Source organism: Halomonas aquatica (assembly GCF_040196335.1).
GTDB classification, from domain to species: domain Bacteria; phylum Pseudomonadota; class Gammaproteobacteria; order Pseudomonadales; family Halomonadaceae; genus Halomonas; species Halomonas aquatica.
Genome location: NZ_JBEGCJ010000004.1, coordinates 181,697 through 206,629, shown reverse-complemented (window position 1 = coordinate 206,629; position 24,933 = coordinate 181,697). Strand labels below are relative to the sequence as shown.

Below are 24,933 nucleotides of genomic sequence, written 5' to 3'. Positions count from 1 at the left end.
ATGTGTGGAATCGTCGGCGCCGTTGCCGAGCGTAATGTTCAGGGCATCCTGCTGGAGGGCTTGAAGCGCCTGGAGTACCGCGGTTATGACTCCGCCGGCATGACGGTGCGCTCGCCCGAGGGGCGCCTGCAACGCCAGCGTGCACTCGGCAAGGTGGCGGCACTGGAGGAGCGTCTGGCCGCCGAACCCCTGCCGGGGCACAGTGGCATTGCTCATACGCGCTGGGCGACCCATGGCCGCCCCAGCGAGCAGAACGCCCACCCCCACCAGTCCGGCGAACGTCTGGCGGTGGTGCACAACGGCATCATCGAGAACCATGAGGCTCTGCGCCGGGAGCTCGAGGACGAGGGCTATGTCTTCACCTCGCAGACCGATACTGAAGTGATCGCCCACCTGCTGGAGCGGGAGAGCCGACGGGTCGGCGACCTGCTCACTGCGGTGCAGGGAGTGCTGGCGCGTCTCGAGGGCGCCTATGCCCTGGGCGTGATCCATGCCGACGAGCCCGACGTGGTCATCGGCGCCCGCAAGGGCAGCCCGCTGGTGGTGGGCGTGGGCATCGATGAGGCCTTCCTCGCCTCCGACTCTCTGGCGTTGTTGCAGGTCACCGACCGCTTCATCTACCTGCAGGAAGGCGACGCGGTGCGTCTCTCCCAGGGCGGCGTGATCGAGGTGGTCGATGCCGAGGGGGACTCGGTCGAACGTGAGGTGCAGACCTTCGAGCACGGAGATGGCGCGGCCAGCAAGGGCGACTATCGCCACTTCATGCTCAAGGAGATCCATGAGCAGCCGGCGGTGATTGCCGCCGCCCTGGAGGGGCGTCTGGGCGAGCGCTCGGTGTTAGTGGAGAGCTTCGGCCCCGACGCCGAGGCGCTGTTCGGGCGGGTGAAGCAGATCCATATCGTGGCCTGCGGCACCAGCTACCACGCCGGCATGGTGGCCCGTTACTGGCTGGAGCGCTATACCGGGGTGCCGGTGCAGGTCGAAGTCGCCTCGGAGTACCGCTATCGCCATGTGGTGGTGCCCGAGGACACCCTGTTCGTGACGCTCTCCCAATCCGGCGAGACCGCCGATACCCTGGCGGCGCTGCGTTTCGCCAGCAAGCGCGGGTATCTGGCCAGCCTGGCGATCTGCAACGTGCCGGGCAGTTCGCTGGTGCGCGAGTCGGACCTGACCCTGATGACCCAGGCCGGGCCCGAGATCGGTGTGGCCTCCACCAAGGCCTTCACCACCCAGCTCACCGCCCTGATGCTGCTGACCCTGGCGCTGGGGCGTGTCAGGGGCCTGGATACCGGCGAACAGGCGACCCTGGTCGAGGCGCTGCGCGGCCTGCCGGGCCTGGTGGCACGGGTACTCGAGCTGGACCCGGCCATCGAAGCACTCGGCACGGCCTTCGCCGAGAAGCATCATGCGCTCTTCCTGGGGCGCGGGGCCCACTTCCCCATCGCCCTGGAGGGGGCGCTTAAGCTCAAGGAGATCTCCTACATCCATGCCGAGGCCTATCCGGCGGGTGAGCTCAAGCATGGCCCCCTGGCGCTGGTCGACAGCGAGATGCCGGTCATCTCGGTGGCTCCCAACGACGAACTGCTCGACAAGCTCAAGTCCAACCTCCAGGAAGTGCGTGCCCGCGGGGGGGAGCTGTTCGTCTTCGCCGACGAGCAGGTGGGTCTGGCCGAGGAAGAGGGGGTGCATGTTCTGCACTTGCCCCATGTGCACGAGGCGCTGGCGCCGATTCTCTATACGGTGCCGCTGCAGCTGCTGAGCTATCACGTGGCAGTGCTCAAGGGCACCGATGTGGACCAGCCACGCAACCTCGCCAAGTCCGTCACCGTGGAGTGAGCCCCCAGCGCCATAGAGGCCAGGCACAGGGTATTCTTCCACAAGGGGATGGCCGAGGTGGCCTTCGATAGATTGTTGATAACTCACAGCGTCAATCGGATGATGATCGATGCGTGGCCCCCTCTTCACCACACCCCCGGGAGCCACGCCGGCCTGCGTCACGCATAGGCCGAACTACGCCAAGAATGCCGTTACACGCGCTTTCCACGGGAGACTGCCCGCAGGTGCGCTTCTTAGGACACATCGACGTTGCGGTCAACGAAAACTAGCTCACATCCCGTATCGACCGTTTCTTCCTGTGGATAAAACAGGGGAAAACCCTATTTGTCCTTGTGCAAATACCCGATAACCGTCAGTCGCCCGAACTCATGCCACACCTGCATTCGTGGCTTTTCGAACGCTGTTCATTCGCACCCTTCGCGGCCTTGGCCGGGCAGTCACAGGCCACAGTGTTCTGACCCGGTCACGGTGCCTGGTGATCGTCTTCGTTGCCTGGGTTCTGGAACACGACGTCGTTGCTGCGAGCCGTATCTCGGAGAGTCGCGCCCCTTGCGAGCCCCGCCTGGGCAGGGCTCGGCGCATGACGGGGGCTGGGAGGTCAGTGCATCTCGTCTTCCGCCAGTTCCTCCTCGGGGAGCGGGGCGATGTCCCGGGAAAGGCGCTTGAATTCATTGTGCAACTCGATGCCGCGACGGGCGCGCAGGTTGCGCTGGGCGGCGGTGCGAGAACGCTGCTCGTGCTCGACCACTTCCATGCTCATGAAGATGTCGAGAAGTTCACTCTTGAGGGAGGATAACCGTTCGACTTTACGCATCATCGACTCTCCTTTCTGCAGTGAATGTGCCGGCTTAGAAGACGCTGCGCGACACTGCATTTGTTACTATACCCCACTTGACAGAATCATGACGGCGCATGCTGATAACTCACAACGCGCTGTCAACGAAGCCCCATGAGTGTGGCCGTCCGCCTTGCAAGGTTGGCGGGGTGCGCATCGGAGTTCGGCTTGGGTCATACTGTGATGATGAACGCCCCCATCTTTTCGCCGCCTCGCCCCCGCCGCGTGGCGGCTCGCCAGCAAGGAGCCCCCGTTTGAGCCGTGCCCTGTTCGATGAGATGAGACGTCGCATGGAGCACTTCCGCCGCTCCGAGCAGAAGGTCGCGCGCTTCGTGCTGCGCAACCCCGAGGAAGTGATCCACATGCGCATCGTCGACCTGGCCACCGAGGCCAAGGTCAGCGAACCCACCGTGGTGCGCTTCTGTCGTGCCCTGGGCTGCAACGGCTTCCAGGACTTCAAGCTCAAGCTGGCGCAAATGCTGGCTTCCGGCAGCCAGTTCGCCCAGTTCTCGATGAACGATAGTGACTCGGTGGCGGAATTCTCCCAGAGCATCTTCGATTCCACCGTCGGCACCCTGCTGTCGGTGCGCGACCGGCTCGACAACGAGGCCCTGAGTCAGGCCATCAATGCCCTCGCCATGGCCAACCGGGTGGAGTTCTACGGCTTCGGCGCCTCGGGGGCCGTGGCCGCCGATGCCCAGCACAAGTTCTTCCGCCTGCAGATCTCCACCGCGGCCTACACCGACCCGCACATGCAGAACATGTCGGCGGTGACCCTCAAGGAGGGCGACGTGGTGGTGGCCATCTCACAGACCGGCCGGACCCGGGCCCTGGTGGCCAGCGTGCGCCTGGCACGCGAAGCCGGCGCGACGGTGATCGGGCTTTGCCCCACTGGCTCGCCGCTGGCCGAGGAGGTCACCCTGCCGCTCTATATCGATGTCCACGAGGACACCGAGATATACACCCCCATGAGCTCGCGCATCGCCCACCTGGTGCTGATCGACGTGCTGGCGGTGGGTGTTGCCAAGACCCGCGGGCCCAGGCTCGCCGAGCAGCTCCGGGAGGTGAAGAAGAGCCTCAACCCGCTGCGCTTCCCCGAGCAGGAAGGCAAGCCTTAGACCTTCGGCCAGCGCCGAGCCACAAGCGCCTGTCAGGGGCAATATGCTAAGCTGTCGGCCCATTTTCCGAGCAGCGATGCCTTCCCCATGGATGACGTCACGGCGATTCTCGACCACATGAACCCGGCTCAGCGCGAGGCCGTCAGCGCTCCTCAGGGCAACATGCTGGTGCTGGCCGGGGCCGGTTCCGGCAAGACCCGGGTGCTGGTCCACCGAATCGCCTGGATGATGCAGGCCGAGGGACTCTCGCCCTATGCGCTGCTCGCCGTGACCTTCACCAACAAGGCGGCACGCGAGATGCGGACCCGCCTGGAGGCCCTGCTGGGCATCTCGCTGCGCAATGTCTGGGTCGGAACCTTCCACTCCATCGCCCACCGCCTGCTGCGCACACACTGGCAGGATGCGCGCCTTCCCCAGCACTTCCAGATCATCGACAGCGACGACCAGCTGCGACTGGTCAAGCGACTGCTCAAGGACTATCGCGTCGACGACGAGCGCTTCCCGCCGCGTCAGGTGCAGTCGTTCATCTCTGGCTGCAAGGAGGAGGGGCTGCGTCCGCATCAGGTCGATGCCCATGGCGATGCCTACATGGCCCAGATGGTCGAGCTCTATGAACGCTACCAGTTGACCTGCGAGCGCGGTGGGCTGGTCGACTTCGGCGAGCTGCTGCTCAGGAGCCTGGAGCTCTTGAGGGACAACCCGGCGCTGCTGGCCCACTACCGGGAGCGCTTCGGTCATGTGCTGGTCGACGAGTTCCAGGACACCAACACCCTGCAGTACGCCTGGCTCAAGCTGCTGACCGGCATGTCGACCCCGATGACTGTGGTCGGCGACGACGACCAGTCGATCTATGGCTGGCGCGGGGCGCGCATCGAGAACATCCGCCGCTTCGAGCAGGAGTTCCCCGGGACGAAGACGGTTCGCCTGGAGCAGAATTACCGTTCCACCAGCGCCATCCTCGACGCCGCCAATGCCCTCATCCGACACAATACCGAGCGCATGGGCAAGGAACTGTGGACTGCCGGCAACCGCGGCGAGCCGATCTCGGTATATGCGGGCTTCAATGACCTGGACGAGGCACGCTTTATCGTCGACACCATCCGAGAGAAGGTCGACGAGGGGATCAACAGACGCGAGATGGCCATCCTCTACCGCTCCAATGCCCAGTCGCGGGTGCTGGAGGAGACCCTGATACGCCAGGGCGTGCCCTACCGCATCTATGGGGGCCAGCGGTTCTACGAGCGCCTCGAGATCAAGAACGCCCTGGCCTACCTGCGCCTGCTGCTCAATCGTGACGACGACGCTTCCCTGGAACGGGTGATCAATGTGCCGGCCCGAGGCATCGGCACCCGCACCGTGGAGATACTGCGCACCCGCGCCCGCGAGACCGGGGTTTCTCTATGGCAGTCGCTACACGACGCCCTGTTGGATGCCTCGCTCAAGGGGCGAGCCGCCACGGCCGTGCGGGCCTTCGCCGACCTGATCGAGCGGCTCGACAACGACACCGCCGGCCTGGCGCTCCACGAGATCATCGACCACGTCATCGAGACCTCCGGGCTGATCGAGCACCATCGCAGCGAGAGAGGCGAGAAGGGTCAGGCGAGGGTCGAGAACCTCGAGGAGCTGGTCACCGCCGCCAGGGCCTTCACCCAGGGCGAGAGCTTCGAGCCGCCCGAGGCCGGCGAGGGAGCCTTGGCCCTGGAGGCCTTCCTCTCCGAGGCGGCGCTGAATGCCGGCGATCACGAGGCCGACGAGTTCGAGGATTGCGTGCAGCTGATGACGCTGCACTCGGCCAAGGGGCTGGAGTTCCCGGTGGTGTTCATCGCCGGGGTCGAGGAAGGGCTCTTCCCGCACAAGATGTCCATGGAGGAGCCGGGACGCCTGGAGGAGGAGCGACGGCTCTGCTACGTGGGCCTGACCCGCGCCATGCGCAAGCTCTACCTGACCCACGCCGAGCTGCGTCGGCTGCACGGCAAGGAGACCTTCCAGCGGCCTTCCCGCTTCCTGCGTGAACTTCCCGAGGAGTACCTGGAGGAGGTGCGCCTTCGCGGTCAGATCTCGCGGCCTGTGACCACCCGCCCGACACCGGGGCTCTCCCGACAGACCTCGGTGGATGGGGGCGGCGAGCTGCCCTCACTCTCGCTGGGCCAGCGGGTCAGACATCCGGTCTTTGGCGAGGGGGTGATCCTCAATGCCGAGGGGGAGGGCGAGCGCGCCCGGGTGCAGGTCAGCTTCGAGGGTGAGGGCGACAAATGGCTGGTGCTGGGTTTCGCCAAGCTTACGCCCCTCTGATCGACACCGGCATCGGGTGGCGTCACTTGCCGGGCAATTCAGCCTTGACGCATACTTGCGGGCTGACACGCCTCAGCTCGCAGGCACTGCGGGAACTATAATCATCCTGGAGTCATGCTCGCATGCAACGTCGCCTTTTTCTCAAGAACAGCCTCAAGACCCTGGGAGCCGGCGCCGCCGCCGGCGCCACCGCTCCTTTCATCTCCACGGCCAGCGCCCAGGAGACCATCACCTGGGACATGGTGACCTCCTGGCCGAAGAACTTCCCGGCCCTGGGGACCGGGGCCAATGACTTTGCCGCGCGCATCGAACGAATGTCCGGTGGCCGCATGAAGGTCCGCGTGCATGGCGCCGGCGAACTGGTACCAGCCCTGGAAGTGTTCGATGCGGTGGGCCAGGGAACCGCCGAGATGGGCCACTCCGCCTCCTACTACTGGCGCGGCAAGACCCTGGCCGCCCAGTTCTTCACCGCCGTACCCTTCGGCATGAACACCACCGAGACCAATGCCTGGCTCTACTACGGCGGCGGTCAGGAACTCTGGGACGAGGTGTACGAAAGGCACAACCTCAAGCCCTTCCCGGTGGGCAACACCGGCGCCCAGATGGCCGGCTGGTTCAAGAAGGAGATCAACTCGCTGGACGACATGCAGGGCCTCAAGCTGCGCCTGCCGGGGCTGGCGGGCGAGGCAATGAACCGCATCGGCGTGACGACCGTGAACACCCCCGGGTCCGAGATATTCACCTCCCTGCAGACCGGTGTGCTGGATGCGGCCGACTGGGTCGGTCCCTACAACGACCTGGCGTTCGGCCTGCACCAGGTGGCTAAGTACTACTACACCTCGGCCTGGAACGAGCCTAGCGCCATCCTTGAGGGTACCGTCAATCTGGATGCCTGGAACGCCCTGCCTGACGACCTCAAGGCCGTGGTGAGCGAGGCGGCGAGGGCCTCCAACCTGGCGATGATCAGCGAGTTCGCCGTGCGCAACGCCGAGGCGCTCCAGACCCTGGTCGACGAGCATGATGTGCAGCTGCGCACCTTCCCGGACGAGGTCCTGTCGGCGCTGCACGACGCCTCCCGGCAGGTCCTGGAGGAACAAGTCGAGAAGGACGAGGAGTCGCGCCGGGTCTACGAGTCCTACACCGCCTTCCAGCAGAAGGTGCGTCGATTCACCGACGTGGGCGAGTTCGCCTACCTGAAGACCCGGGAGAAGGTCGACGCCTGACAGCGCATCCGACCGCACCGGATACCGTCATGGGCGCCCTTGCGGCGCCCATCTGCTGTCCGGACGTGCCGGCTGCCGCGGCGACCCTCAGTCGTGCTGGCGCACACCGCGTATCCGCCCGTTGTCGTCCAGGGCGACCATCACGAAACGCGCCTCGGTGACCTTGTGCAGCTCGTCGGGATCCCGCTCTTGGGGCGCGCGGATCCACACCTCCACGTCGACCCTGATCGAGCTGTGCCCTATCTCGCTGACCCGGGTGAAAATGTTCACCATGGAGCCCACGCGGACCGGACACAGGAAATCCATGGCCTCGATGGCCACGTTGGCCGTGCGGCCCAGCGCCTCGCGGCCGGCGGCTTCCTCGGCGGCCTGGTCCATCCGGGCGACCAGCCAGCCAGCGGGAATGTCGCCGTGCAGATTGGTATCCTGGCGGCTGGCTACCAGTTTCAGGGTCAGCCGACCCTGGGGGGCGGGGGTGTCGTCGATGTCTGTCATGGCAGCCTGAGCGACTCGCGTTGTTGTTGTGGGGGCCGATGTCGTGGGGCTTTCACCGGCCCTTCATGGTATACGCCGAGGCCATGCGTTCACCACCGCTGCGACACGATGTCCCGTCGCCGGCCGCGAGCACCCTTCACCCTCGATCCTGGAGGAACCGTCATGTCTGCCGTCCTCTGCCGCTTCCTGGCCTCCTGGCTGCTGCTGGTCACGCTCTGCGTGCCTCAGGTCGAGGCTCAGGCCCAGAGTCAGGCCGAGGAGATCGCCGGGACCCTGGGGGCGGTAGGGTCCGACACCATGGCGGGATTGATGCTGCGCTGGGGGGAGGCACTGGCTCGCCGGTATCCCGGCATTCGGCTGCAGTTGCAGGCCAGTGGTTCTGCCAGCGCCCCGCCGGCACTGGTGGCCGGGACCAACCGGCTGGGGCCGATGTCCCGCCCCATGAAGGAGGCCGAGCGTCGAGCCTTCACCGAGCGCCATGGCTATCCGCCGCGGGAGCTCGCGGTGGCCCGCGACGCCCTGGTGGTCGTGGTCCATCGTCACAACCCCCTCGAGGGCCTGGGACGCCGCGAGCTGGATGCCGTGTTTTCCGACTCGCTGCGCTGCGGCGCGCCGGAAGGGATACGTGACTGGGGACAGCTCGAACTCGACCGACCCGAGGGACGCATCCGCCTCCACGGCCGCAATGCCGCCTCCGGTACTCAGGCATTATTCCGGCGAGTCGCGCTATGCGGGGGGCTCTTCCTTCCGGCGGTCAACGAGCATCCAGGGTCTGCCGCCGTGGTGGCCGCCGTGGCGGAGGATCCCCGTGCCATCGGCTATGCCGGCCTCAATCACCTAACCCCGGGCGTGAAGGCCGTGGCCCGTCGCGACGACGACGGGACGCTCAACACCCCTGATCCCGATGCGGTGCGTCGCGGTGACTATGCCCTGTCGCGGGACCTCTACCTCTATCTCAACCTGCCGCCCGGAGAATCGCTACCGGCCCCGGAGCGCGCTTTCATCGACCTGGTGCTATCGCCCGTCGGCCAGGCCATCGTCGAGGAACTGGGCTTCGTCGCCCTGACTGAGGAACAGCGGCGTCGTCAGCGTCGCGAGCTGGCGCTTGACGTGTCCGGCCGCTGACGCTGTCATCCGCCTGTCATCAGTTTGTCGTACTATTCCGTTAGCACCCCGTCTTCCACAGGTCCGGTCATGCCCGACTCCTCCCCGCCGACTGCCGTGCGACGCCGCCTGCGTCAGGGGCGCGACCGCCTGGCCACCGCGCTGATCACCGCGGGTGGCATCGGCGTGATTGCCGCGCTGCTGGCCATCGGGGTCTTCCTGGTGGTTGAGGTGCTTCCGCTGTTCTGGCCTGCCGGGTCGACGCAAGCGGTCAGCCCCGAGGCACTCTGGCTGCCCGGCGAGGCGGCGGATGACGGCACTCGCTATCGCTGGGCACCCACGGCGACCTTGATGTCGGACGAGGCGCCGCGGATCAGCCTGGTGCCTCTGGCCTGGGGCACCCTGGAGGCGGCGGCCTGGGCCCTGTTGATGGCCTTGCCCCTGGCACTGGGCGCGGCCGCCCACTCCTCGCTGTTCATGTCCCGGCCTCTGCGCAACCGACTGAAGCCGACGCTGGAACTGATGGAGGCGTTGCCCGGAGTGGTCGTGGGGTTCGTCGCGGGCCTGGTGCTGGCACCCTGGGTGGAGCGCCATCTGGCTGAGGTCTTCACCTTTCTGGTGTTGCTGGTGCCGGGGCTTCTGCTGGCAGGCGGTATCCGCTCGGGGCTCCCGCCTCGCTGGCAGCAGGCGGTGCCGCTGGGCTGGGCCGGCCTGTGGCTGATGCCCTGGCTGGTGCTCTTGCTGGTCGCGGCGAACTGGCTTGCCCCCTGGCTAGAGGCCGTGGGGTTCGGCGGCGATCTGCGACGCTGGCTGGAGCTGCGCCTGGGGCTCGACATCGCCGTGCGCAATGCCATGATCGTCGGCATGGCCATGGGCTTCGCCGTGATGCCCACCGTCTACGCGCTGGCCGAGGATGCCCTCTCGGGAGTGCCGAGAAGCCTCGTGGAGGGTGCCCAGGCGCTGGGCGCGACCCGCTGGCAGACCCTGTGGCGGGTGCTCCTGCCGGCGGCGTCGCCGGGGATCTTCTCGGCGGTGATGATCGGCGCCGGCCGGGCCGTGGGCGAGACCATGATCGTGCTGATGGCCAGCGGCAATACCGCCCTGATGACCCTTAACCCCCTCGACGGCCTGCGCTCCATGGCAGCGACCATCGCCATTGAGCTGCCGGAAGCCGGCCCCGGAAGCGTTCATTATCAGCTGCTGCTGCTGGCGGCGTTGTTGCTGTTCGTCTTCACCTTCCTGGTCAACACCCTGGCCGAGCTGGTGCGAACTCGCCTGCGCCGGCGCTACCAGCGCCTGGGGGGTGGTTCATGAGAGGTGGATCATGAGGGTGGCGACGACACGCCGGCTTCGCCTGCCACGGGGAGAAGGCGCCGGGGCCTGGCTGTCCGCCGGCAGCGTTGCGCTCTCGCTGCTGGCCCTGCTGGCCCTGCTGGGACTCCTGGCGATGCGTGGCCTGGGGCACTTCTGGCCGTCGCCCGTCGCCCTGGTAGTGCTCGATGATGGCCGACAGCTTGCCGGCGAGCGGGTCCGCGAGGTGCCGCTCGCCCACGGCGAGGGGCTCGAGCGGCTCTATCGCACCGGCAACCGCGACCTCGATGGCGCTCGCTGGGACTGGGTGAGGGTCTCGGCCATCGACGCGGTGAGCCATCCGGCGGAGCTGGTGGTGCTAGAGCGGCGCCGCTGGGGGGAGGCGATCGGCCGACTGGCCGCGGTGGAGGACGACGCCGGGCAGCGTATCGAGGGGGAGGCCGCCTGGGCGGCCCTCGAGGCCCGGCTGGCCGAGCTGACCTCGCTACGACGGGCCCGCGACACCCTGCGCAAGGAGGTCATCCTGCCTCGCGTCGGGGTGTTCGAGGTCGAAGGCCGGTTGGACCCTGATTTCGCCTCGGCCAATGCCCGACTGCGCGAGCTGCAGGCGGCCATGGAGGGAGGGCGTCTGATCCTGGATACCGCCGAGGGCGAGACGCTGGTGGTCCCGCTGGAGCAGCTGCTGAGCGCCCGTCGCCCCAACGCCATGTCGCCACTCGACAAGCTCACCGCCTGGGGGAGTGGTGTCTGGCGTTTCCTCTCCGAGGGGCCAAGGGCAGCCAATACCGCCGGCGGCGTCTGGCCGGCGATCTTCGGTACCGTGCTGATGGTCATGCTGATGTCGATCCTGGTGATGCCCTTCGGCGTGCTGGCGGCGATCTATCTCAACGAGGTGGCCCATCAGGGACGAATGACGCGTCTGGTGCGCATCGCCGTGCGCAACCTCGCCGGGGTACCCTCCATCGTCTATGGCGTCTTCGGCCTCGGGGTCTTCGTCTACGGGGTCGGTGGTCGCATGGACGAGTGGTTCTTCGATGAGACCCTGCCCTCGCCGACCTTCGGCACCGGCGGGTTGTTGTGGGCCTCCCTGACCCTGGCCCTGCTGACCCTGCCGGTGGTGATCGTGGCCACCGAGGAGGGGCTGGCGCGGATTCCCGACCAGCAGCGCGAGGGGGCCCTGGCGCTGGGGGCGACCCGGCTGGAAATGCTGTCCCGGGTGGTGCTGCCCATGGCTGCCCCGGCCATGCTGACCGGGATGATCCTGGCCGTGGCCAGGGCCGCCGGAGAGGTCGCCCCGCTGATGCTGGTGGGGGTCGCCAAGCTGGCGCCTCAGGTGCCGGTGGACGCTGACTTCCCCTTCCTGCATCTTGAACGCAAGTTCATGCACCTCGGCTACCATATCTTCGATGCCGCCTTCCACGGGGGCGATGTCCAGGCCGCGATGCCACTGGTCTATGCCACGGCGCTGCTGCTGGTGCTGGTGATCCTGGTGCTTAACCTGACTGCAATATTTCTGCGTCATCATCTGAGTACACGCCACGGGGCGCTCACGCGTCGATGAGCCCAGCACCGTTGCGCCACCCGGGAGCCTCGATGCCACTCGTGAAGGACCAGCGCCACTCGCCATTCATCGACTTCCCCCCCGAGGCCAGCAGTCTGGCCATCCGGGGCCTGAGTCTTGCCTATGGTGACAAGCAGGCACTCAACAATCTCACGCTGAGGGTGCCGAGGCATCGCGTCACTGCCTTCATCGGACCCTCTGGCTGCGGCAAGTCGACCCTGCTGCGCGTGCTCAATCGCCTCCACGACCTCAACGACGAGGTGGTGCGTGGGGGTGAGGTGCGGCTCGAGGGCGAGGACATACATGCCCCCGAGGTGGCGGTGGCGGAACTGCGTCGGCGGGTGGGCATGGTGTTCCAGGCACCCAATCCCTTTCCCATGTCGATCCATGACAACGTGGCCTTCGGGTTGCGCCTGCAGGGCGGTCTTAGCAAGCGCAAGCGAGACGATATCATCGAGTGGGCGCTGCGCTCGGCGGCGCTGTGGGACGAGGTGAAGGACCGCTTGCGGACCTCGGCCTGGTCGCTCTCCGGCGGCCAGCAGCAGCGTCTGGTGATCGCGCGGACCCTGGCGGTGGGCCCTGAGGTGCTGCTGCTCGACGAGCCGGCCTCGGCGCTGGATCCGATCTCCACACTGAAGATCGAGGAACTGATTCGTAACCTGAAGTCGCATCTGACCCTGGTGCTGGTCACCCACAACATGCAGCAGGCGGCGAGGGTCTCCGACTACACCGCCTTCCTGCAGGACGGTGAGCTCGTGGAATATGGACCCACCGAGACCCTGTTCACCAACCCGCGCCTTGCGCGTACAGAGAATTACATCACCGGGCGCATGGCCTGAGCGACGGCCTTTACCGACAAGCGGGCCCTGCCCCCAAGGAGAATCCGATGGACATTACCAGCGATATCCACAGCCAGCATATCTCGCGGCAGTTCAACCAGGAACTCGATGAGCTCAAGACTCACCTGATGGCCATGGGCGGCCTGGTCGAGAAGCAGGTCCAGGACGCCGTGTCGGCCCTGCTCGACAGGGACTCGGCCCTTGGCCAGCGAGTGGTCGACAACGACCGCGCCGTGAACGACATGCAGATCAAGATCGATGAGGAATGCACCCAGGTGCTGGCGCGTCGCCAGCCCACCGCCTCGGACCTGCGCCTGGTGCTGGCGGTGATCCGCGCCGCCTCGGATCTGGAGCGGATCGGCGACGAGGCCAGCAAGATCGCTCGCAATGCCATCGACCTGATCGAGGCCGACAGCGGTAACCGCGGTTTCGTCGAGGTGCGCATGATCAGCGAGCACGTGCGCCGCATGGTGCGAGACGCCCTGACCTCCTTCGCCCGCCTCGATACCGAGCTGGCGCTCAAGCTGGTGCACGAGGACGACGAGGTCGACAACGAGTACGGCAGCGCCATGCGCTCACTGATGACCTTCATGATGGAGGATGCCCGCGCGATCTCGCCGATCCTCAGCGTGATGTGGATCCTGCGTGCCCTGGAGCGCATCGGCGACCATGCGAACAACCTGGCCGAGTACGTCGTCTACCTGGTCAAGGGGCTCGACATCCGTCATACCGCTCCCGGCGACCTGGACAAGGACATGTTCGAGCCCAGGACTTGACCCCGAACCCCGATTGACCCTCGATGCGCAGGCCGCCGCCCCTCGGGCGGCGGCCTGCGACGTGATGATGAGGACTCCTGCATGCTCGATGCCTTCACCGCGCTGACCCGCGGGACCCGCCTGGTCTACTCTCGCGGCCTGCGCCGCTACGTGTTCCTGCCGATACTCGTCAACCTGCTGGTCTACGGCGCCATGCTGGGCTATGTGGTGGGGAATTTCGGCGCCTGGCTCGACGGCTGGATGGCCATGGTGCCCGAGTGGCTGTCCTGGCTCTCCTGGCTGATCTGGCCGCTGTTCGTGGTGAGCCTGGTGCTGATGGTCTTCTTCACCTTCACCCTGGTGACCCACCTGATCGCCGCGCCCTTCTATGGCTTCCTGGCGGCCCGCGTGGAGGAGCAGGTGAGCGGCCGGCCACCCCTGGACGACCGCGGCCTGCTCAGGACCGGGGTTGACGCCCTTGGGCGCGAGCTGGTCAAGCTGGCCTACATCCTGCCGCGCATGGCGCTGCTCTTCGTGGTGAGCTGGATCCCGGTGGTCAACCTGGTGGCGCCATTGCTGTGGGCGCTCTTCTCGGCCTGGATCATGGCGATCACCTACCTCGACTACCCCATGGACAACAACAAGGTCAGCTTTCGCGACATGCGCCGTCGGCTGGGCTCGCGCCGGTGGCCGACCCTGACCTACGGCGGCTGGGTAACCCTGATCACCTGGTTGCCGTTGGCCAACCTCTTCCTGCTGCCCGGCGCCGTGGCCGCCGCGGTGCTGATGTGGGAACGCCACTACCGTGGGCTGGCGTCTGGGGTGCCGCCTCAGGCGCGCTGAGCGCTCTGTATCTCCCGCAGGCGTCCGGCGGGGAAGACGCAGCGGAAGGTGGCTCCCCGTCCGGGACGGGAGTCGATCTGCAGCCTTGCGTCGTGTCGCAGCAGCACGTGCTTGACGATGGCGAGCCCCAGGCCGGTGCCGCCGGTTTCGGTGCTTCGACCCTTGTCGACCCGATAGAAGCGCTCGGTGAGGCGCGGCAGGTGCACCGGGTCGATGCCCTCACCGTCGTCCTGCACCTCCAGGCAGGCGCCGTCCCCACGCAGGCGCCAGCGCAACACGATATGGCGCCCCTCGCCGGCATAGCGCACGGCATTGAAGGCCAGGTTGGAGAGCGCACTGCGGATCTCCTGCTCGCTGCCCACCAGGGCCCTGGGATCCTCGCACTCCACCGTGATGACGTGCCTTCCGTCGGAGAGTGCCGCGGCATCTCGGCGCACGGCCTCGAGCAGTGCCGCCATGTCCAGGGGGCCATCATCCCGGCCGCCCTGGTCGATCTCCAGACGCGAGAGCAGCAGCAGGTCATTGACCAGATTCTGCATGCGATCGGTCTGGGCCTGCATCTGTGACAGGCCTCGGCTCAGGCGGGGCGGCAGCTGGTCGGCCATGTCCGAATAGGTCTCCAGGTAGCCAGCCAGCACGGTCAGTGGGGTCCTCAGCTCGTGGGAGACGTTGGCCACGAAGTCGCGGCGCATCTGTTCCAGGCGGTGCAGTCGCGTGATGTCACGGGCCATCACCAGGCGTTCGTCGACACCATAGAGGGTGATCTGGAACTGCAGGATCCTCGAGTCGTCGATGGGTGAGGGCAGGGTCAGCGGCTCACGGTAGTCGCGTCCATGGAAATAGTCGACGAAGCGCGGGTCGCGCATCAGGTTGGTGATGTGCTGGCCGCGGTCCTGGTGGGGCTTGAAGCCGAGCATCTGCTCGGCGGCACTGTTCCACCACTCCAACGCACCGTGGCGGTCCAGCATCACCACGCTGTCGCGCATCGCCTCCGAGGATTCCTGTATGCGCAGCAGCGTCGAGCGCAGGCGCTGCTGGGTGAGTCGCTGGCTCTTCTGGTAACGGTAAAGGCGGTCGAACAGCTCGCCCCACAGGCCGCTGGCGGCGGGGGGCTCCTCCTGGGCGCGTTGGGTCAACCATTGGTATAGCGCGTGCAGCTGGCGCAGGTGGAAGGCCAGGCAGAGCAGCAGGGCGGCGGCGATGCCGGTTGGGATGGCGGCGAAGGGCCAGCCGACCAGGACCCCGGCGGCGACCAGGGTCGCCAGGCGCCAGAACTCACGTCTCCATAGGCGACCCACGTCAGCCCTTGGCGGAGAACCGGTAGCCGGTGCCACGTACGGTCTGGATCAACTGGTGGTGAGGCTCGCCCAGCGCCTTGCGCAGGCGGCGGATATGCACGTCCACGGTACGCTCCTCGACATAGACATTGCCGCCCCACACCTGGTCGAGCAGCTGGCCGCGGGTGTAGGCCCGCTCCTGATGGGTCATGAAGAACTGCAACAGCCGATACTCGGTGGGGCCCATCTCCAGCGAGCGACCGTCGATGCTGACCCGGTGGCTGACCGGGTCGAGCACCAGGCCATCTATTTCCACCGGGTCCTCGACGCCCTGGGGGGTGGCGCGGCGCAGCACTGCCTTGAGGCGAGCCACCAGCTCCCGCGGCGAGAAGGGCTTGGTAATGTAGTCGTCGGCTCCGGCCTCGAGACCCTGAATCTTGTTGTCCTCCTCACCCTTGGCGGTGAGCATGATGATCGGCAGCTCGGCGGTGGCCTCCTCGCGTTTCAGGCGACGGGCCAGCTCGATGCCACTGGTCCCGGGCATCATCCAGTCGAGCAGCACAAGGTCGGGCTGATGATCGACCACCATGGCGTGGGCCTGCTGGGCATTGTTCGCCTCGAGGACGCGATAGTCGGCCATCTCCAGCGCCACCGCGATCATCTCACGGATCGGGGCCTCATCGTCGACGATCAGAACGGTCTTGGCGGTCATCCCGGAGCCTCATGGTCAATGTAAGGTCGATGACGATGACAGCATGTCATGATGACAATAGCGTGACAGCCTTTGTCTGTCGCCCGTTCAGCCCCCGTTCACTGCCGGCCACAGGGATAGCGCGATGCCCGCGAAGACCAGCAGGCCTGACCAGTGGTTGTTGAGGAAGGCCTGGAAGCAGCGGTCGCGGTCACGCTCGCGGATCAGCACCTGCTGGTGCATGAAGGTCGCCGCCATGGCGGCCAGTCCGAGCCAGAAGAAGCCTCCCAGTTCGAGCAGCCATCCGGCCCAGGCCAGTAGCCCAAGGGTCAGGCCCTGCAGCAGGCCGATCATCAGCCGGTCGGCGTGGCCGAACAGCACCGCGGTGGACTTGATGCCGATCTTCAGGTCGTCGTCGCGGTCGACCATGGCGTATTCGGTGTCATAGGCCACCGTCCAGGCCAGGTTGGCGGCGAACAGCAGCCAGGCCACCGGCGGCAGCGTGCCCAATACGGCACCGAAGGCCATGGGGATCGCCCAGGAGAAGGCCGCACCGAGAAACGCCTGGGGCAGGTGGGTGTAGCGCTTCATGAAGGGGTAGATGGCGGCCAGAACCACGCCCACCACCGAGAGCATCACCGTGAAGAGGTTGGTGAACCAGACCAGCGCGAAGGCCGCCATCACCAGGATGGCGAACAGCCCCTGTGCCTCGCCCTCGGCGATGCGGCCATTGGCCAGGGGACGGTTCCTGGTGCGCTTGACGTGGCCGTCGAAGTGGCGGTCGGCGTAGTCGTTAACTACGCAGCCGGCGGCACGCATCAGGTAGACCCCGGCGACGAAGATCAGCAGCACCTTGCGGCCGGGAACCCCCTCGGCGGCGACCCACAACGCCCAGAGGGTAGGCCACATCAATAGCCAGGTGCCGATGGGGCGGTCAAGCCGGGTCAGGTGCAGGAAGTCGGGCACCCGGGCCAGGCCACTGGGGTGCATCAGGGATCGATCCATCTCGCTCTCTCGCATGTGGAAGCTTGCCGGCAGAGCCTAGCGTGAAGGCAGCCCGAGGTCATCCGTCATGGTATCCAGGAAGCACTCCTGGACCAGCACGGAAAAGCGCCGGTGGCGGAACACCGAGCGGCGCGCCCAGGGGCCGCTGGAGGCGTGAAAGGGGGGTGGGTCTGCCGTGACCTCGATGGGCCCGCGCAACAGGTCGGGCTGTCGGAACAGCCAACTGCCCAGGGAGCGCTCGCCCAGGTGGTCGAGTCGCTGGCCATGCAGGCCGTCCAGGGGCACCACCGAACGGGCCATGACCCAGGGCTGCTCGTCCAGGCACAGCGCCACCTCGCGCAGCCAGGCCAGGCGGCCCAGGGGAAGCCCCAGGGTCAGGGCCTCGTCGCGGCGCGGGCGGCCGAGGCGCTGGTCCAGCAGGCGGACCCGGAAGTCGCGGTGGCCGCCGGCATCGACCAGCCGGGTAGTGAGGGAGTCCCGGGACGCGACCCAGCGCCACCATTCGGGGCTCATGGCGGGGCGTGCCGCCGTCAGGGGACGCCAGCGTGGATCGCTTCCCGGGCCGTTGCTCACCATGTCTCTCCGCGTCGATTTCGAGGGCGGCTAGTGTAACATGTCGGCTCGACACGCTTTCTCGAGACGGGCCGCCACGCCCGCCGTGCATCAAGGATTCCCATGACCGCACCCCTGACCATCATCGGTTCCGGCATGGCGGGTCTCGGACTTCTGCGCCAGTTGCGCCAGCGTGACTCCACGCGACCGATGACCCTGATCACTGCCGACAGCGGTGATGACTACGCCAAGCCGCTGCTCTCCACCGGCGTTGCCAAGCGCCTGCCCCCGTCTCGCCTGGCGGCTCGCTCGGCCCTCGAGGTGGCCGACGAGCTCGACGCCGTGGTGCGCACCCACACCCGAGTGGAGGCCATCGACGCGGTGGCCCGGACCCTGACGATCGGCGCCGAGACCCTGCCCTGGGGGGAGCTGGTGCTGGCCACCGGCGCGGCGCCGGTGCGTCCCTTCGCGGTGCCAGAGGCCGTCGCCGACCGGGTCTTCAGCGTCAATGATCTGGATGACTACCGTGCCTTCCACGCTGCCCTGGCGGCGCTGGGCCGGCCGGCACGGGTGGCGGTGATCGGCATCGGCCTGGTGGGCTGCGAGTTTGCCAACGACCTCGCCGCCGGTGGCCATGCCGTGGAGATGTTGGCTCCGGAACCGGCCCTTTTGCCGCGGCTGGTTCCCGAGCCGCTGGGGCACGCCCTGGGCGAGGCCTTTCGCGATGCCGGGATGGCACTGCACACCGGGCGCCGCCTGGCGACCCTGGAGGCCGAGGGCTCACGGGTGTCCGTGGGGCTCGATGACGGCTCGTCGCTCGCGGCCGATCTGGTGCTGGTGGCCACGGGGCTCGCGCCTCGCACGGCGCTGGCCGAGTCGGCCGGGCTCGCGGTCAGCGAGGCGGGCATCCACACCGACCGCCGGCTGGCGACCTCGGCGCCCGGCATTCATGCCCTGGGCGACGTGGCCTGCGTCGATGGGGTCAATGCCATGTATGTCCAGCCGTTGCTGGCCAGCGCCAAGGCCCTGGCCCGGACGCTGACTGGCACTCCCACGTCGGTGGTCTATGGCCCCTGGCCGGTGCTGGTCAAGACCCCCCTGCTGCCGGTGGTGGCCCTCCCCCCTGCCCGATCCCCATCCCGCTGGCGGATCGAGGGAGAAGGACGTGACCTGACGGCGCTGGCCGAGGACGAGGACGGACGGTTGATCGGCTTTGCGTTGACAGGAGGCAGTGTCCGTCGGAAAGTCGAACTGGCGCGAATCGCTCCGCCGTTGCTAGGCTAGTGACGTCAACGACGGGGCGTACCGCCCTCATCGGAACGCGAAGCCAGAGGTCTTGTCGATTGGAATCATTCGCATGTCGCTTCCACAGGACTCGTTCCGTTCGCTACGCGACAGTCGTTCCAGGCGGCAGTCGAGTGATGCAATGACAGGTCGTGTGACATAACAACACTGCCGGCGATGAACGCCGGCAACGTGATGCCAATACCAGGAGGGCTGTATGCGCAAGCCAGAACTCGCCGCGGCGATTGCCGATCGTGCCGATCTTTCCAAGGACAAGGCCAGCCAGGTGCTCAACGTCATTCTCGACGAGATCACCGGTAGCGTTTCTCAGGGGCAGGATGTCTCGCTGATCGGCTTTGGCACCTTCACCGTGCGTGAGCGGGCCGCGCGCACAGGCAAGAACCCCCAGACCGGCAAGCCGTTGTCCATTCCGGCCAGCAAGACCGTCGCCTTCAAGCCAGGCAAGGGCCTCAAGGACGCCGTCGGCAAGTAAGGCGCTGCGGCCCGCCCAGGCGCGGGTCGCGTCTCATCATCTTCCCGTGGCGGAACCGATATGAAGCTGCGATTGATGCTGTGGCTGCTCGGGGTGATGCTCAAGCGCGCCTTGCGCCGCAAGGCGCGTTTCCGCGAACTGCTCGGCGAGATGCGCGGCCTGGACTGGGGCATCGCCACCGAGGACCTCACCATCGCCCGTCACTACCGCATGTCGTCTCAAGGCATCCGCGTGGGCAATGGCCTGCCGGTGGATCTTGACCTCGAGTTGCGTTTCGAGGATGCGGCCACGGCGATCCGGGTCCTCAAGAAGCCCACCCAGCAGGCCTTCCTCGACGGCATGATGGCCGGCACCGTTCGCCTGGTCGGCGATTCCGGCGACCTGCAGAAGCTGCAGAGACTCCTCAAGCACCTGTAACAAGCACCTGGAAACAGCTTCCAGCTTTCATACCTGCCCGTAGCGAGCCGCTTGCTCTCCCAGCCAGCGGCGGATGAGCGGCCGGCTGGCCTCAGGATGGTCGGTCAGCAGCGCCTCGGCCAGAGGGGCAACACGCTCCAGCAGGTCGGCGTCGCGTTCCAGGTCGGCCACCTTCATCTGGGCGAGCCCCGTCTGGCGGGTGCCCAGGACCTCCCCGGGGCCGCGGATCTCCAGGTCCTTCTCGGCGATGCGAAAGCCGTCGGTGGTCTCGCGCATCACGGCGAGCCGTTCCCGGGAGTGCGCCGACAACGGTGGATGGTAGAGCAGTACGCAGAAGCTCTCGACCGCTCCACGCCCCACGCGGCCGCGCAGCTGGTGAAGCTGCGAGAGCCCAAGCCGCTCGGGATTTTCGATGATCATCAGGCTGGCGTTGGGTACGTCGACCCCCACCTCGATCACCGTGGTGGCGACCAGCAGGTCCAGCTCCCCGGCCTTGAAGTCTGCCATCACCGCGGCCTTGTCGCTCGCCTTCATGCGTCCATGGACCAGGCCGATGGCCAGTTCCGGGAGGGTCTCGACGAGTTCGTCCCGGGTGGCCTCGGCCGCCTGGCACTGCAGCGCCTCGGATTCCTCGATCAGGGTGCAGACCCAGTAGGCCTGGCGCCCCTCGGCACAGGCATGGCGGATGCGCGCCATCACCTCGGGACGGCGTTCGTCGGGCATCACCACCGTCTTCACCGGGGTGCGGCCGGGGGGCAGCTCGTCGATCACCGAGACGTCCAGGTCGGCATAGGCGCTCATGGCCAGGGTGCGGGGGATCGGGGTCGCGGTCATCACCAGCTGGTGGGGTGTCAGGCCGCCGGCCTCGCCCTTCTCGCGCAGCGCCAGCCGCTGGTGGACGCCGAAGCGGTGCTGCTCGTCGATGATCGCGAGCCCCAGGCGCTGGAAGTGCACGTCGCCCTGGAAGAGTGCATGGGTGCCCACCACCATGCGGGCCCTGCCGTCGCTGATCGCCGCCTTGGTGTCCAGGCGCGCCTTGCCCTTGAGCTTGCCCGACAGCCAGGCCACCTCGATGCCCAGCGGCTCGAACCAGGCGCTGAAGGTGCGGTAGTGCTGTTCGGCGAGGATCTCGGTGGGGGCCATCATCGCCGCCTGGCAGTCGGTCGCGATGGCCGAGAGGGCCGCCATGGCGGCGACCACGGTCTTGCCCGAGCCCACGTCACCCTGCACGAGTCGCAGCATCGGCACTTCCCGGGCAAGGTCGGCGGCGATCTCGTCGAGGACCCGACGCTGGGCACCGGTCAGTGAGAAGGGCAGCTGAGTCAGGAAGCGTGCCTGCAGGCCTCGCCCACCATGCAGCGCAGGGGCGCCGTCCTCCTGGATGCGCAGGCGCACCTCCTGAAGGCTGAGCCGATGCGCGAGCAGCTCCTCCAAGGCCAGGCGCTGCCTGGCCGGATGACGGCCGGCGGCCAGTTGTTCCGCGTCGGCCTCCGGCGGCGGCCGGTGCAGGGTATCCAGGCAGTGGTGAAGCTCGGGCAGCGCGAAGCGACCACGCAGGGCGGCGGGAATGCCGTCCGGCAGGGCGTCCGGGTCGGCGTCCAGTCGCGCCAGGGCCTGGTCGATCAGGGCACGCAAGCGGGTCTGGTGGAGGCCCTCGGTCGCCGGGTAGATGGGCGTCAGGTGGTCTTCTACCGGGGCGTCGCCACCGCCCAGCAGGCGATATTCCGGATGGTAGATCTCGAGCCCGGTGGCGCCGGCGCGGGCCTCGCCGAAGGCGCGCACTCGGGCCCCGGGCTGGAACTGCTGCTGCTGGGCGGGGGAAAAGTGGAAAAAGCGCAGGCTGAGGATGCCGGAGCCGTCGCGCAGCCGAACCAGCAGGCTGCGCCGCCGCCCGCGCACTACCTCGCCGGCCACCACCTCACCCTCCACGACGGCCTCGTGCCCGGCGCTCAGGGTGGCGATGGGAGTGATGCGGGTGCGGTCCTGGTAGCGCAGCGGCAGGTGGAAAAGCAGGTCGGCGACGCGCTCTATACCGAGCCGGGAAAGCTTCCCGGCCAGGGCCTCGCCGACGCCCTTGAGGTCCGTCACGGGGGCGTCCAGGGTCGTCGCATTGGCGCTCATGCCGGGGCGAGCTCTTCCTGTCGGCAGCGCTCGATGGCGTCGGTGACGACATCAATGGCCCGGGGCCGGGGGAAACTGGCGCGCCAGGCGATGGCCACTGTCCTCGAGGGAGCCGGGGAGGTAAAGGGACGGCTGATCAGCATTCCGCTCTCATAGTGGCCGGTGCCGATGGCGGAGTGCGGCAGCACGGTGATGCCGAGCCTCGATGCCACCATGTGGCGGATGGTCTCGAGCGACCCTCCCTCGGCGGTGAGCGTGTTGGAGGGGCTGTTGAGCTGGTGGCTGATGGCCGGGCAGGCCTCGAGAATCTGGTCACGGAAGCAGTGCCCCTCACCGAGCAGCAGCAGGCGTTCTTCCAGCAGGTCTTCCTTGTCGATGCTCTCGCGCCCGGCCCAGCGGTGGTCGGCTGGCAGCAGCACCTCGAAGGCCTCCTCGTAGAGAGGCTTGGTGACCACGTCGGTCTCGGTGAAGGGCAGCGCTATGATGATGGCGTCCAGCTCACCGCTTCTCAGCTTGCGGCGCAGGTTCCCGGTGAAGCCCTCCTCGATATAGAGAGGCATCTGGGGCGCCTGTCGGGAGAGTTCCGGGATCAGGTGCGGGAACAGGTAGGGCCCGATGGTGTAGATGGCGCCGATGCGCAGGGGGCTTGCCAGCTGGTCGCGGCCGGCCGTGGCGAGCTCCTTGATCACGCTGCTCTGTTCCAGCACACGCTGGGCCTGTTCGACGATCCTTTCCCCCATCGGGGTGACCTGCACGGTGGATTTCGAGCGTTCGAACAGCGCGACGCCCAGCTCCTCCTCGAGCTTCTTGACGGCCACCGACAGGGTCGGCTGGGAGACGAAGCAGCGCTCCGCCGCGCGTCCGAAGTGGCGTTCCTGGGCCAGTGTCACGATGTAGCGGAGTTCTGTTAGAGTCATTGTGGTGCCGGCAGGCATCCTCTTCCAAAGCGGGTGACGGTGACAGGCACTCACGCCCAATACCAAGGGACAGAATAATGCCAATAGGGACTTTTTATCAGGGGGTGAGGGAAAGGTGAAGACGACGACACTGATTCTCGGTTGCGGTGACATCGGCATGGCGCTGGGTCGCGAACTTCTCGAGGCGGGCCACCGCGTGGTGGGGGCTCGCCGGAATGTGCGTGCCCTGGAAGGCAGCGGACTCGAGGCCGTCGCGGTGGACCTCGCCGACCCGGCCACCCTCACCGAACTGCCAGACGCCGATATTCTGGTCTATGTGGTCAGCGCCGACCGCTTCGACGAGGAGGCCTATCGCGCCGCCTATCCCGATGGCCTGAAGGCGGTACTTCAGGAGTTTTCCGGTCGCGACAGGCCACCCAGGCGCGTGTTCTTCGTCTCCTCGACCAGCGTCTATGCCCAGCGAGACCGCGAGGAGGTCGATGAGACGAGTCCCGCCGAGCCGTCCGGCTTCTCGGGGACGCTGATGTGCGAGGCCGAACAGGCGCTGCTTGACCATGAGCTGCCCGGCACCGTGGTGCGGTTCTCGGGCATCTACGGCCCCGGCCGCGACCGCCTGATCCGCCAGGTCGGCGAGGGGCGCATCGCGCCGCCCAGCCCGGTCATGTATTCCAATCGGATTCACCGGGACGACTGTGCCGGGGCGCTCGCGCACCTGATCGGCCTGGCGCTGGCCGGCGAGCCGCTCGAGACGCTCTATCTCGGCAGCGACTGTGAGCCGGCGCCACTTCATGAGGTGATGGCCTGGCTGGCGAAACAACTCAAGGTCGATGCCACCGAAACCATCCAGTCCCCGCTGCGCCGCCGGGCCAGCAAGCGCTGCAGCAATGCACGGCTGCTGGAGAGCGGCTATCGCTTCCGCTACCCGAGCTTCCGTGAGGGCTATGCCCAGGTGCTGAAGGCGGGGGGGTTCCTGCCCGCCAAGGCCTGATGGAACGATGGCCTGATCAGGTCGTCGGCGAACGGGCAAGGGTCTCGTAGCGGGCCCTGTCGCTCTCGGTGAAGGAGCGCATCAGTGCCAGCCGCCCATAGGGCCAGGACAGGTCTATCGGCGGCAGTCCCTGGGTCTCAAGGCGCGGAGCGCGACGCAGCAGCGTCACATGAGGGACGAAGCGTGATGGCCTGCGGCCGAATCCCAGTGTCTCCAGGTCGTGCCACAGCGACGCCTGGAGGTTCACCAGGGCCGTGTCGGGTGTCCGGCCGCCCACCCAGAGGATGCCCGGATGGCAGAAGCATCCCCAGGCGTCCAAGCGCCACTCCCCTGCGGGGACGTTCAACCCCTCCACCCACGTCGTCAGCGCTTCCACCCCTGCCTCGTCGACCTCGCCGAGGAAGGCCAGTGTCAGGTGCAGGCTCTCATCGGGCATGCGCCGCCCGCCGCAGCGGGCTTGGGCCCACTCGGTAAGCTCCCCGAGCCGCCGACGCAGGGCCGGTGGCGGCACCAGGGCCAGGAATAGGCGCATGACGGAGAGATTCAGTCGCCGATGATCATCACGGCTTCCGCCTCGACCTGTGCGCCCTTCGGCAGTGCCTTCACGCCCACCGCGGCACGCGCCGGAAAGGGAGCCTTGAAGACCTCCTCCATCACCCTGTTGACCACGGCGAAGTTGTCCAGATCGACCAGGTAGAGGTTGAGCTTGACCACGTCCTGCAGGGTGCCGGCGGCTTCCTCGCAGACGGCTCTCAGGTTGGCGAAGACCTGGCGCGCCTGGGCCTCGAAGTCATCGGAGACGATCTCCATGCTGGCCGGGTCCAGGGGAATCTGGCCGGAGATGTAGACGGTGTTGCCGGCCTTGATGGCCTGGGAGTAAGGCCCGATGGCGGAGGGCGCCTGGTCGGTGTTGATCACAGCCTTGTTGCTCATGGTGGTTCTCCTGGTTGACGTCCTGCTATTCAAAAAAGGGCAC

General features: G+C 67.1%; 24 protein-coding genes. 14 read left to right on the top strand and 10 right to left on the bottom strand.

Annotated features, from left to right (window positions below; translation table 11 throughout):
• On the top strand, positions 1-1,836 hold the full coding sequence (glmS, locus tag ABE960_RS09940; RefSeq protein ID WP_349762106.1) for a glutamine--fructose-6-phosphate transaminase (isomerizing): 1,836 nt from the start codon (positions 1-3) through the stop codon (positions 1,834-1,836).
• A gap of 598 nt (positions 1,837-2,434) precedes the next feature.
• On the opposite strand, the gene ABE960_RS09935 is transcribed toward glmS, so the two are convergent.
• A complete protein-coding gene (locus ABE960_RS09935; RefSeq protein ID WP_349762353.1) occupies positions 2,435-2,650 on the bottom strand; it encodes a PA3496 family putative envelope integrity protein in 216 nt (71 codons plus the stop codon).
• A 275-nt stretch (positions 2,651-2,925) separates the two neighbouring features.
• Here ABE960_RS09935 and hexR point away from each other — a divergent pair, with 275 nt between their 5' ends.
• The 3 genes from hexR to ABE960_RS09920 all read left to right on the top strand — a co-directional run bounded on the left by hexR (position 2,926) and on the right by ABE960_RS09920 (position 7,304).
• Positions 2,926-3,789, top strand: coding sequence for a transcriptional regulator HexR (hexR, locus tag ABE960_RS09930; RefSeq protein WP_349762105.1), 864 nt, complete (start codon positions 2,926-2,928; stop codon positions 3,787-3,789).
• A gap of 87 nt (positions 3,790-3,876) precedes the next feature.
• Complete coding sequence (gene uvrD / locus ABE960_RS09925) at positions 3,877-6,081, top strand: DNA helicase II (RefSeq protein ID WP_349762104.1); 2,205 nt, start codon at positions 3,877-3,879, stop codon at positions 6,079-6,081.
• Positions 6,082-6,203: 122 nt separating this feature from the next.
• Entirely contained in the window at positions 6,204-7,304 is a 1,101-nt protein-coding gene (locus tag ABE960_RS09920; protein WP_349762103.1) for a TRAP transporter substrate-binding protein, read from the top strand.
• A gap of 87 nt (positions 7,305-7,391) precedes the next feature.
• Here ABE960_RS09920 and ABE960_RS09915 read toward each other — a convergent pair whose 3' ends face one another.
• A complete protein-coding gene (locus tag ABE960_RS09915; RefSeq protein WP_349762102.1) occupies positions 7,392-7,799 on the bottom strand; it encodes an acyl-CoA thioesterase in 408 nt (135 codons plus the stop codon).
• Positions 7,800-7,961: 162 nt separating this feature from the next.
• Here ABE960_RS09915 and ABE960_RS09910 point away from each other — a divergent pair, with 162 nt between their 5' ends.
• From ABE960_RS09910 to cysZ, 6 genes are all read left to right on the top strand, one after another.
• The gene (locus ABE960_RS09910; protein ID WP_349762101.1) at positions 7,962-8,924 is read left to right on the top strand and encodes a phosphate ABC transporter substrate-binding protein; all 963 of its coding nucleotides are present in this window, start codon (positions 7,962-7,964) and stop codon (positions 8,922-8,924) included.
• Positions 8,925-8,993: 69 nt separating this feature from the next.
• The gene (locus tag ABE960_RS09905) at positions 8,994-10,217 is read left to right on the top strand and encodes an ABC transporter permease subunit (RefSeq protein WP_349762100.1); all 1,224 of its coding nucleotides are present in this window, start codon (positions 8,994-8,996) and stop codon (positions 10,215-10,217) included.
• 10 nt (positions 10,218-10,227) lie between these two features.
• A complete protein-coding gene (gene pstA / locus ABE960_RS09900; RefSeq protein ID WP_349762099.1) occupies positions 10,228-11,775 on the top strand; it encodes a phosphate ABC transporter permease PstA in 1,548 nt (515 codons plus the stop codon).
• Between the two features lie 32 nt (positions 11,776-11,807).
• A complete protein-coding gene (gene pstB, locus ABE960_RS09895; protein WP_349762098.1) occupies positions 11,808-12,614 on the top strand; it encodes a phosphate ABC transporter ATP-binding protein PstB in 807 nt (268 codons plus the stop codon).
• A 47-nt stretch (positions 12,615-12,661) separates the two neighbouring features.
• The gene (gene phoU / locus ABE960_RS09890) at positions 12,662-13,390 is read left to right on the top strand and encodes a phosphate signaling complex protein PhoU (protein WP_349762097.1); all 729 of its coding nucleotides are present in this window, start codon (positions 12,662-12,664) and stop codon (positions 13,388-13,390) included.
• An 81-nt stretch (positions 13,391-13,471) separates the two neighbouring features.
• Entirely contained in the window at positions 13,472-14,212 is a 741-nt protein-coding gene (gene cysZ, locus ABE960_RS09885; RefSeq protein ID WP_349762096.1) for a sulfate transporter CysZ, read from the top strand.
• Here cysZ and phoR read toward each other — a convergent pair.
• The 4 genes from phoR to ABE960_RS09865 form a co-directional block, all read right to left on the bottom strand.
• The gene (gene phoR, locus ABE960_RS09880; RefSeq protein ID WP_349762095.1) at positions 14,200-15,510 is read right to left on the bottom strand and encodes a phosphate regulon sensor histidine kinase PhoR; all 1,311 of its coding nucleotides are present in this window, start codon (positions 15,508-15,510) and stop codon (positions 14,200-14,202) included. The two genes, cysZ and phoR, sit on opposite strands and share 13 nt — an antisense overlap.
• A 1-nt stretch (position 15,511) precedes the next feature.
• Complete coding sequence (gene phoB / locus ABE960_RS09875) at positions 15,512-16,201, bottom strand: phosphate regulon transcriptional regulator PhoB (RefSeq protein ID WP_349762094.1); 690 nt, start codon at positions 16,199-16,201, stop codon at positions 15,512-15,514.
• Between the two features lie 87 nt (positions 16,202-16,288).
• Entirely contained in the window at positions 16,289-17,185 is an 897-nt protein-coding gene (ubiA, locus tag ABE960_RS09870; RefSeq protein ID WP_349762093.1) for a 4-hydroxybenzoate octaprenyltransferase, read from the bottom strand.
• A 36-nt stretch (positions 17,186-17,221) separates the two neighbouring features.
• On the bottom strand, positions 17,222-17,761 hold the full coding sequence (locus ABE960_RS09865; protein WP_349762092.1) for a chorismate--pyruvate lyase family protein: 540 nt from the start codon (positions 17,759-17,761) through the stop codon (positions 17,222-17,224).
• 99 nt (positions 17,762-17,860) lie between these two features.
• Here ABE960_RS09865 and ABE960_RS09860 point away from each other — a divergent pair, with 99 nt between their 5' ends.
• The 3 genes from ABE960_RS09860 (at position 17,861) to ABE960_RS09850 (ending at position 19,931) form a co-directional block, all read left to right on the top strand.
• On the top strand, positions 17,861-19,021 hold the full coding sequence (locus tag ABE960_RS09860) for an NAD(P)/FAD-dependent oxidoreductase (RefSeq protein ID WP_349762091.1): 1,161 nt from the start codon (positions 17,861-17,863) through the stop codon (positions 19,019-19,021).
• Between the two features lie 217 nt (positions 19,022-19,238).
• Positions 19,239-19,514, top strand: coding sequence for an HU family DNA-binding protein (locus ABE960_RS09855; RefSeq protein ID WP_349762090.1), 276 nt, complete (start codon positions 19,239-19,241; stop codon positions 19,512-19,514).
• Between the two features lie 60 nt (positions 19,515-19,574).
• Entirely contained in the window at positions 19,575-19,931 is a 357-nt protein-coding gene (locus tag ABE960_RS09850; protein ID WP_349762089.1) for a hypothetical protein, read from the top strand.
• 27 nt (positions 19,932-19,958) lie between these two features.
• On the opposite strand, the gene recG is transcribed toward ABE960_RS09850, so the two are convergent.
• On the bottom strand, positions 19,959-22,052 hold the full coding sequence (recG, locus tag ABE960_RS09845; protein WP_349762088.1) for an ATP-dependent DNA helicase RecG: 2,094 nt from the start codon (positions 22,050-22,052) through the stop codon (positions 19,959-19,961).
• Positions 22,049-22,969: a hydrogen peroxide-inducible genes activator gene (locus tag ABE960_RS09840; RefSeq protein ID WP_349762087.1), complete on the bottom strand. Its 921-nt coding sequence runs from the start codon at positions 22,967-22,969 to the stop codon at positions 22,049-22,051. The genes recG and ABE960_RS09840 overlap by 4 nt, the downstream gene beginning before the upstream one ends.
• A gap of 115 nt (positions 22,970-23,084) precedes the next feature.
• Between ABE960_RS09840 and ABE960_RS09835 the strand changes: the two genes are divergently transcribed.
• On the top strand, positions 23,085-23,957 hold the full coding sequence (locus ABE960_RS09835) for an SDR family oxidoreductase (RefSeq protein WP_349762086.1): 873 nt from the start codon (positions 23,085-23,087) through the stop codon (positions 23,955-23,957).
• 16 nt (positions 23,958-23,973) lie between these two features.
• Here ABE960_RS09835 and thpR read toward each other — a convergent pair whose 3' ends face one another.
• Positions 23,974-24,489, bottom strand: coding sequence for an RNA 2',3'-cyclic phosphodiesterase (gene thpR, locus ABE960_RS09830; RefSeq protein WP_349762085.1), 516 nt, complete (start codon positions 24,487-24,489; stop codon positions 23,974-23,976).
• Between the two features lie 11 nt (positions 24,490-24,500).
• The gene (locus tag ABE960_RS09825; protein WP_349762084.1) at positions 24,501-24,890 is read right to left on the bottom strand and encodes a RidA family protein; all 390 of its coding nucleotides are present in this window, start codon (positions 24,888-24,890) and stop codon (positions 24,501-24,503) included.
• Positions 24,891-24,933 lie beyond the last annotated feature (43 nt).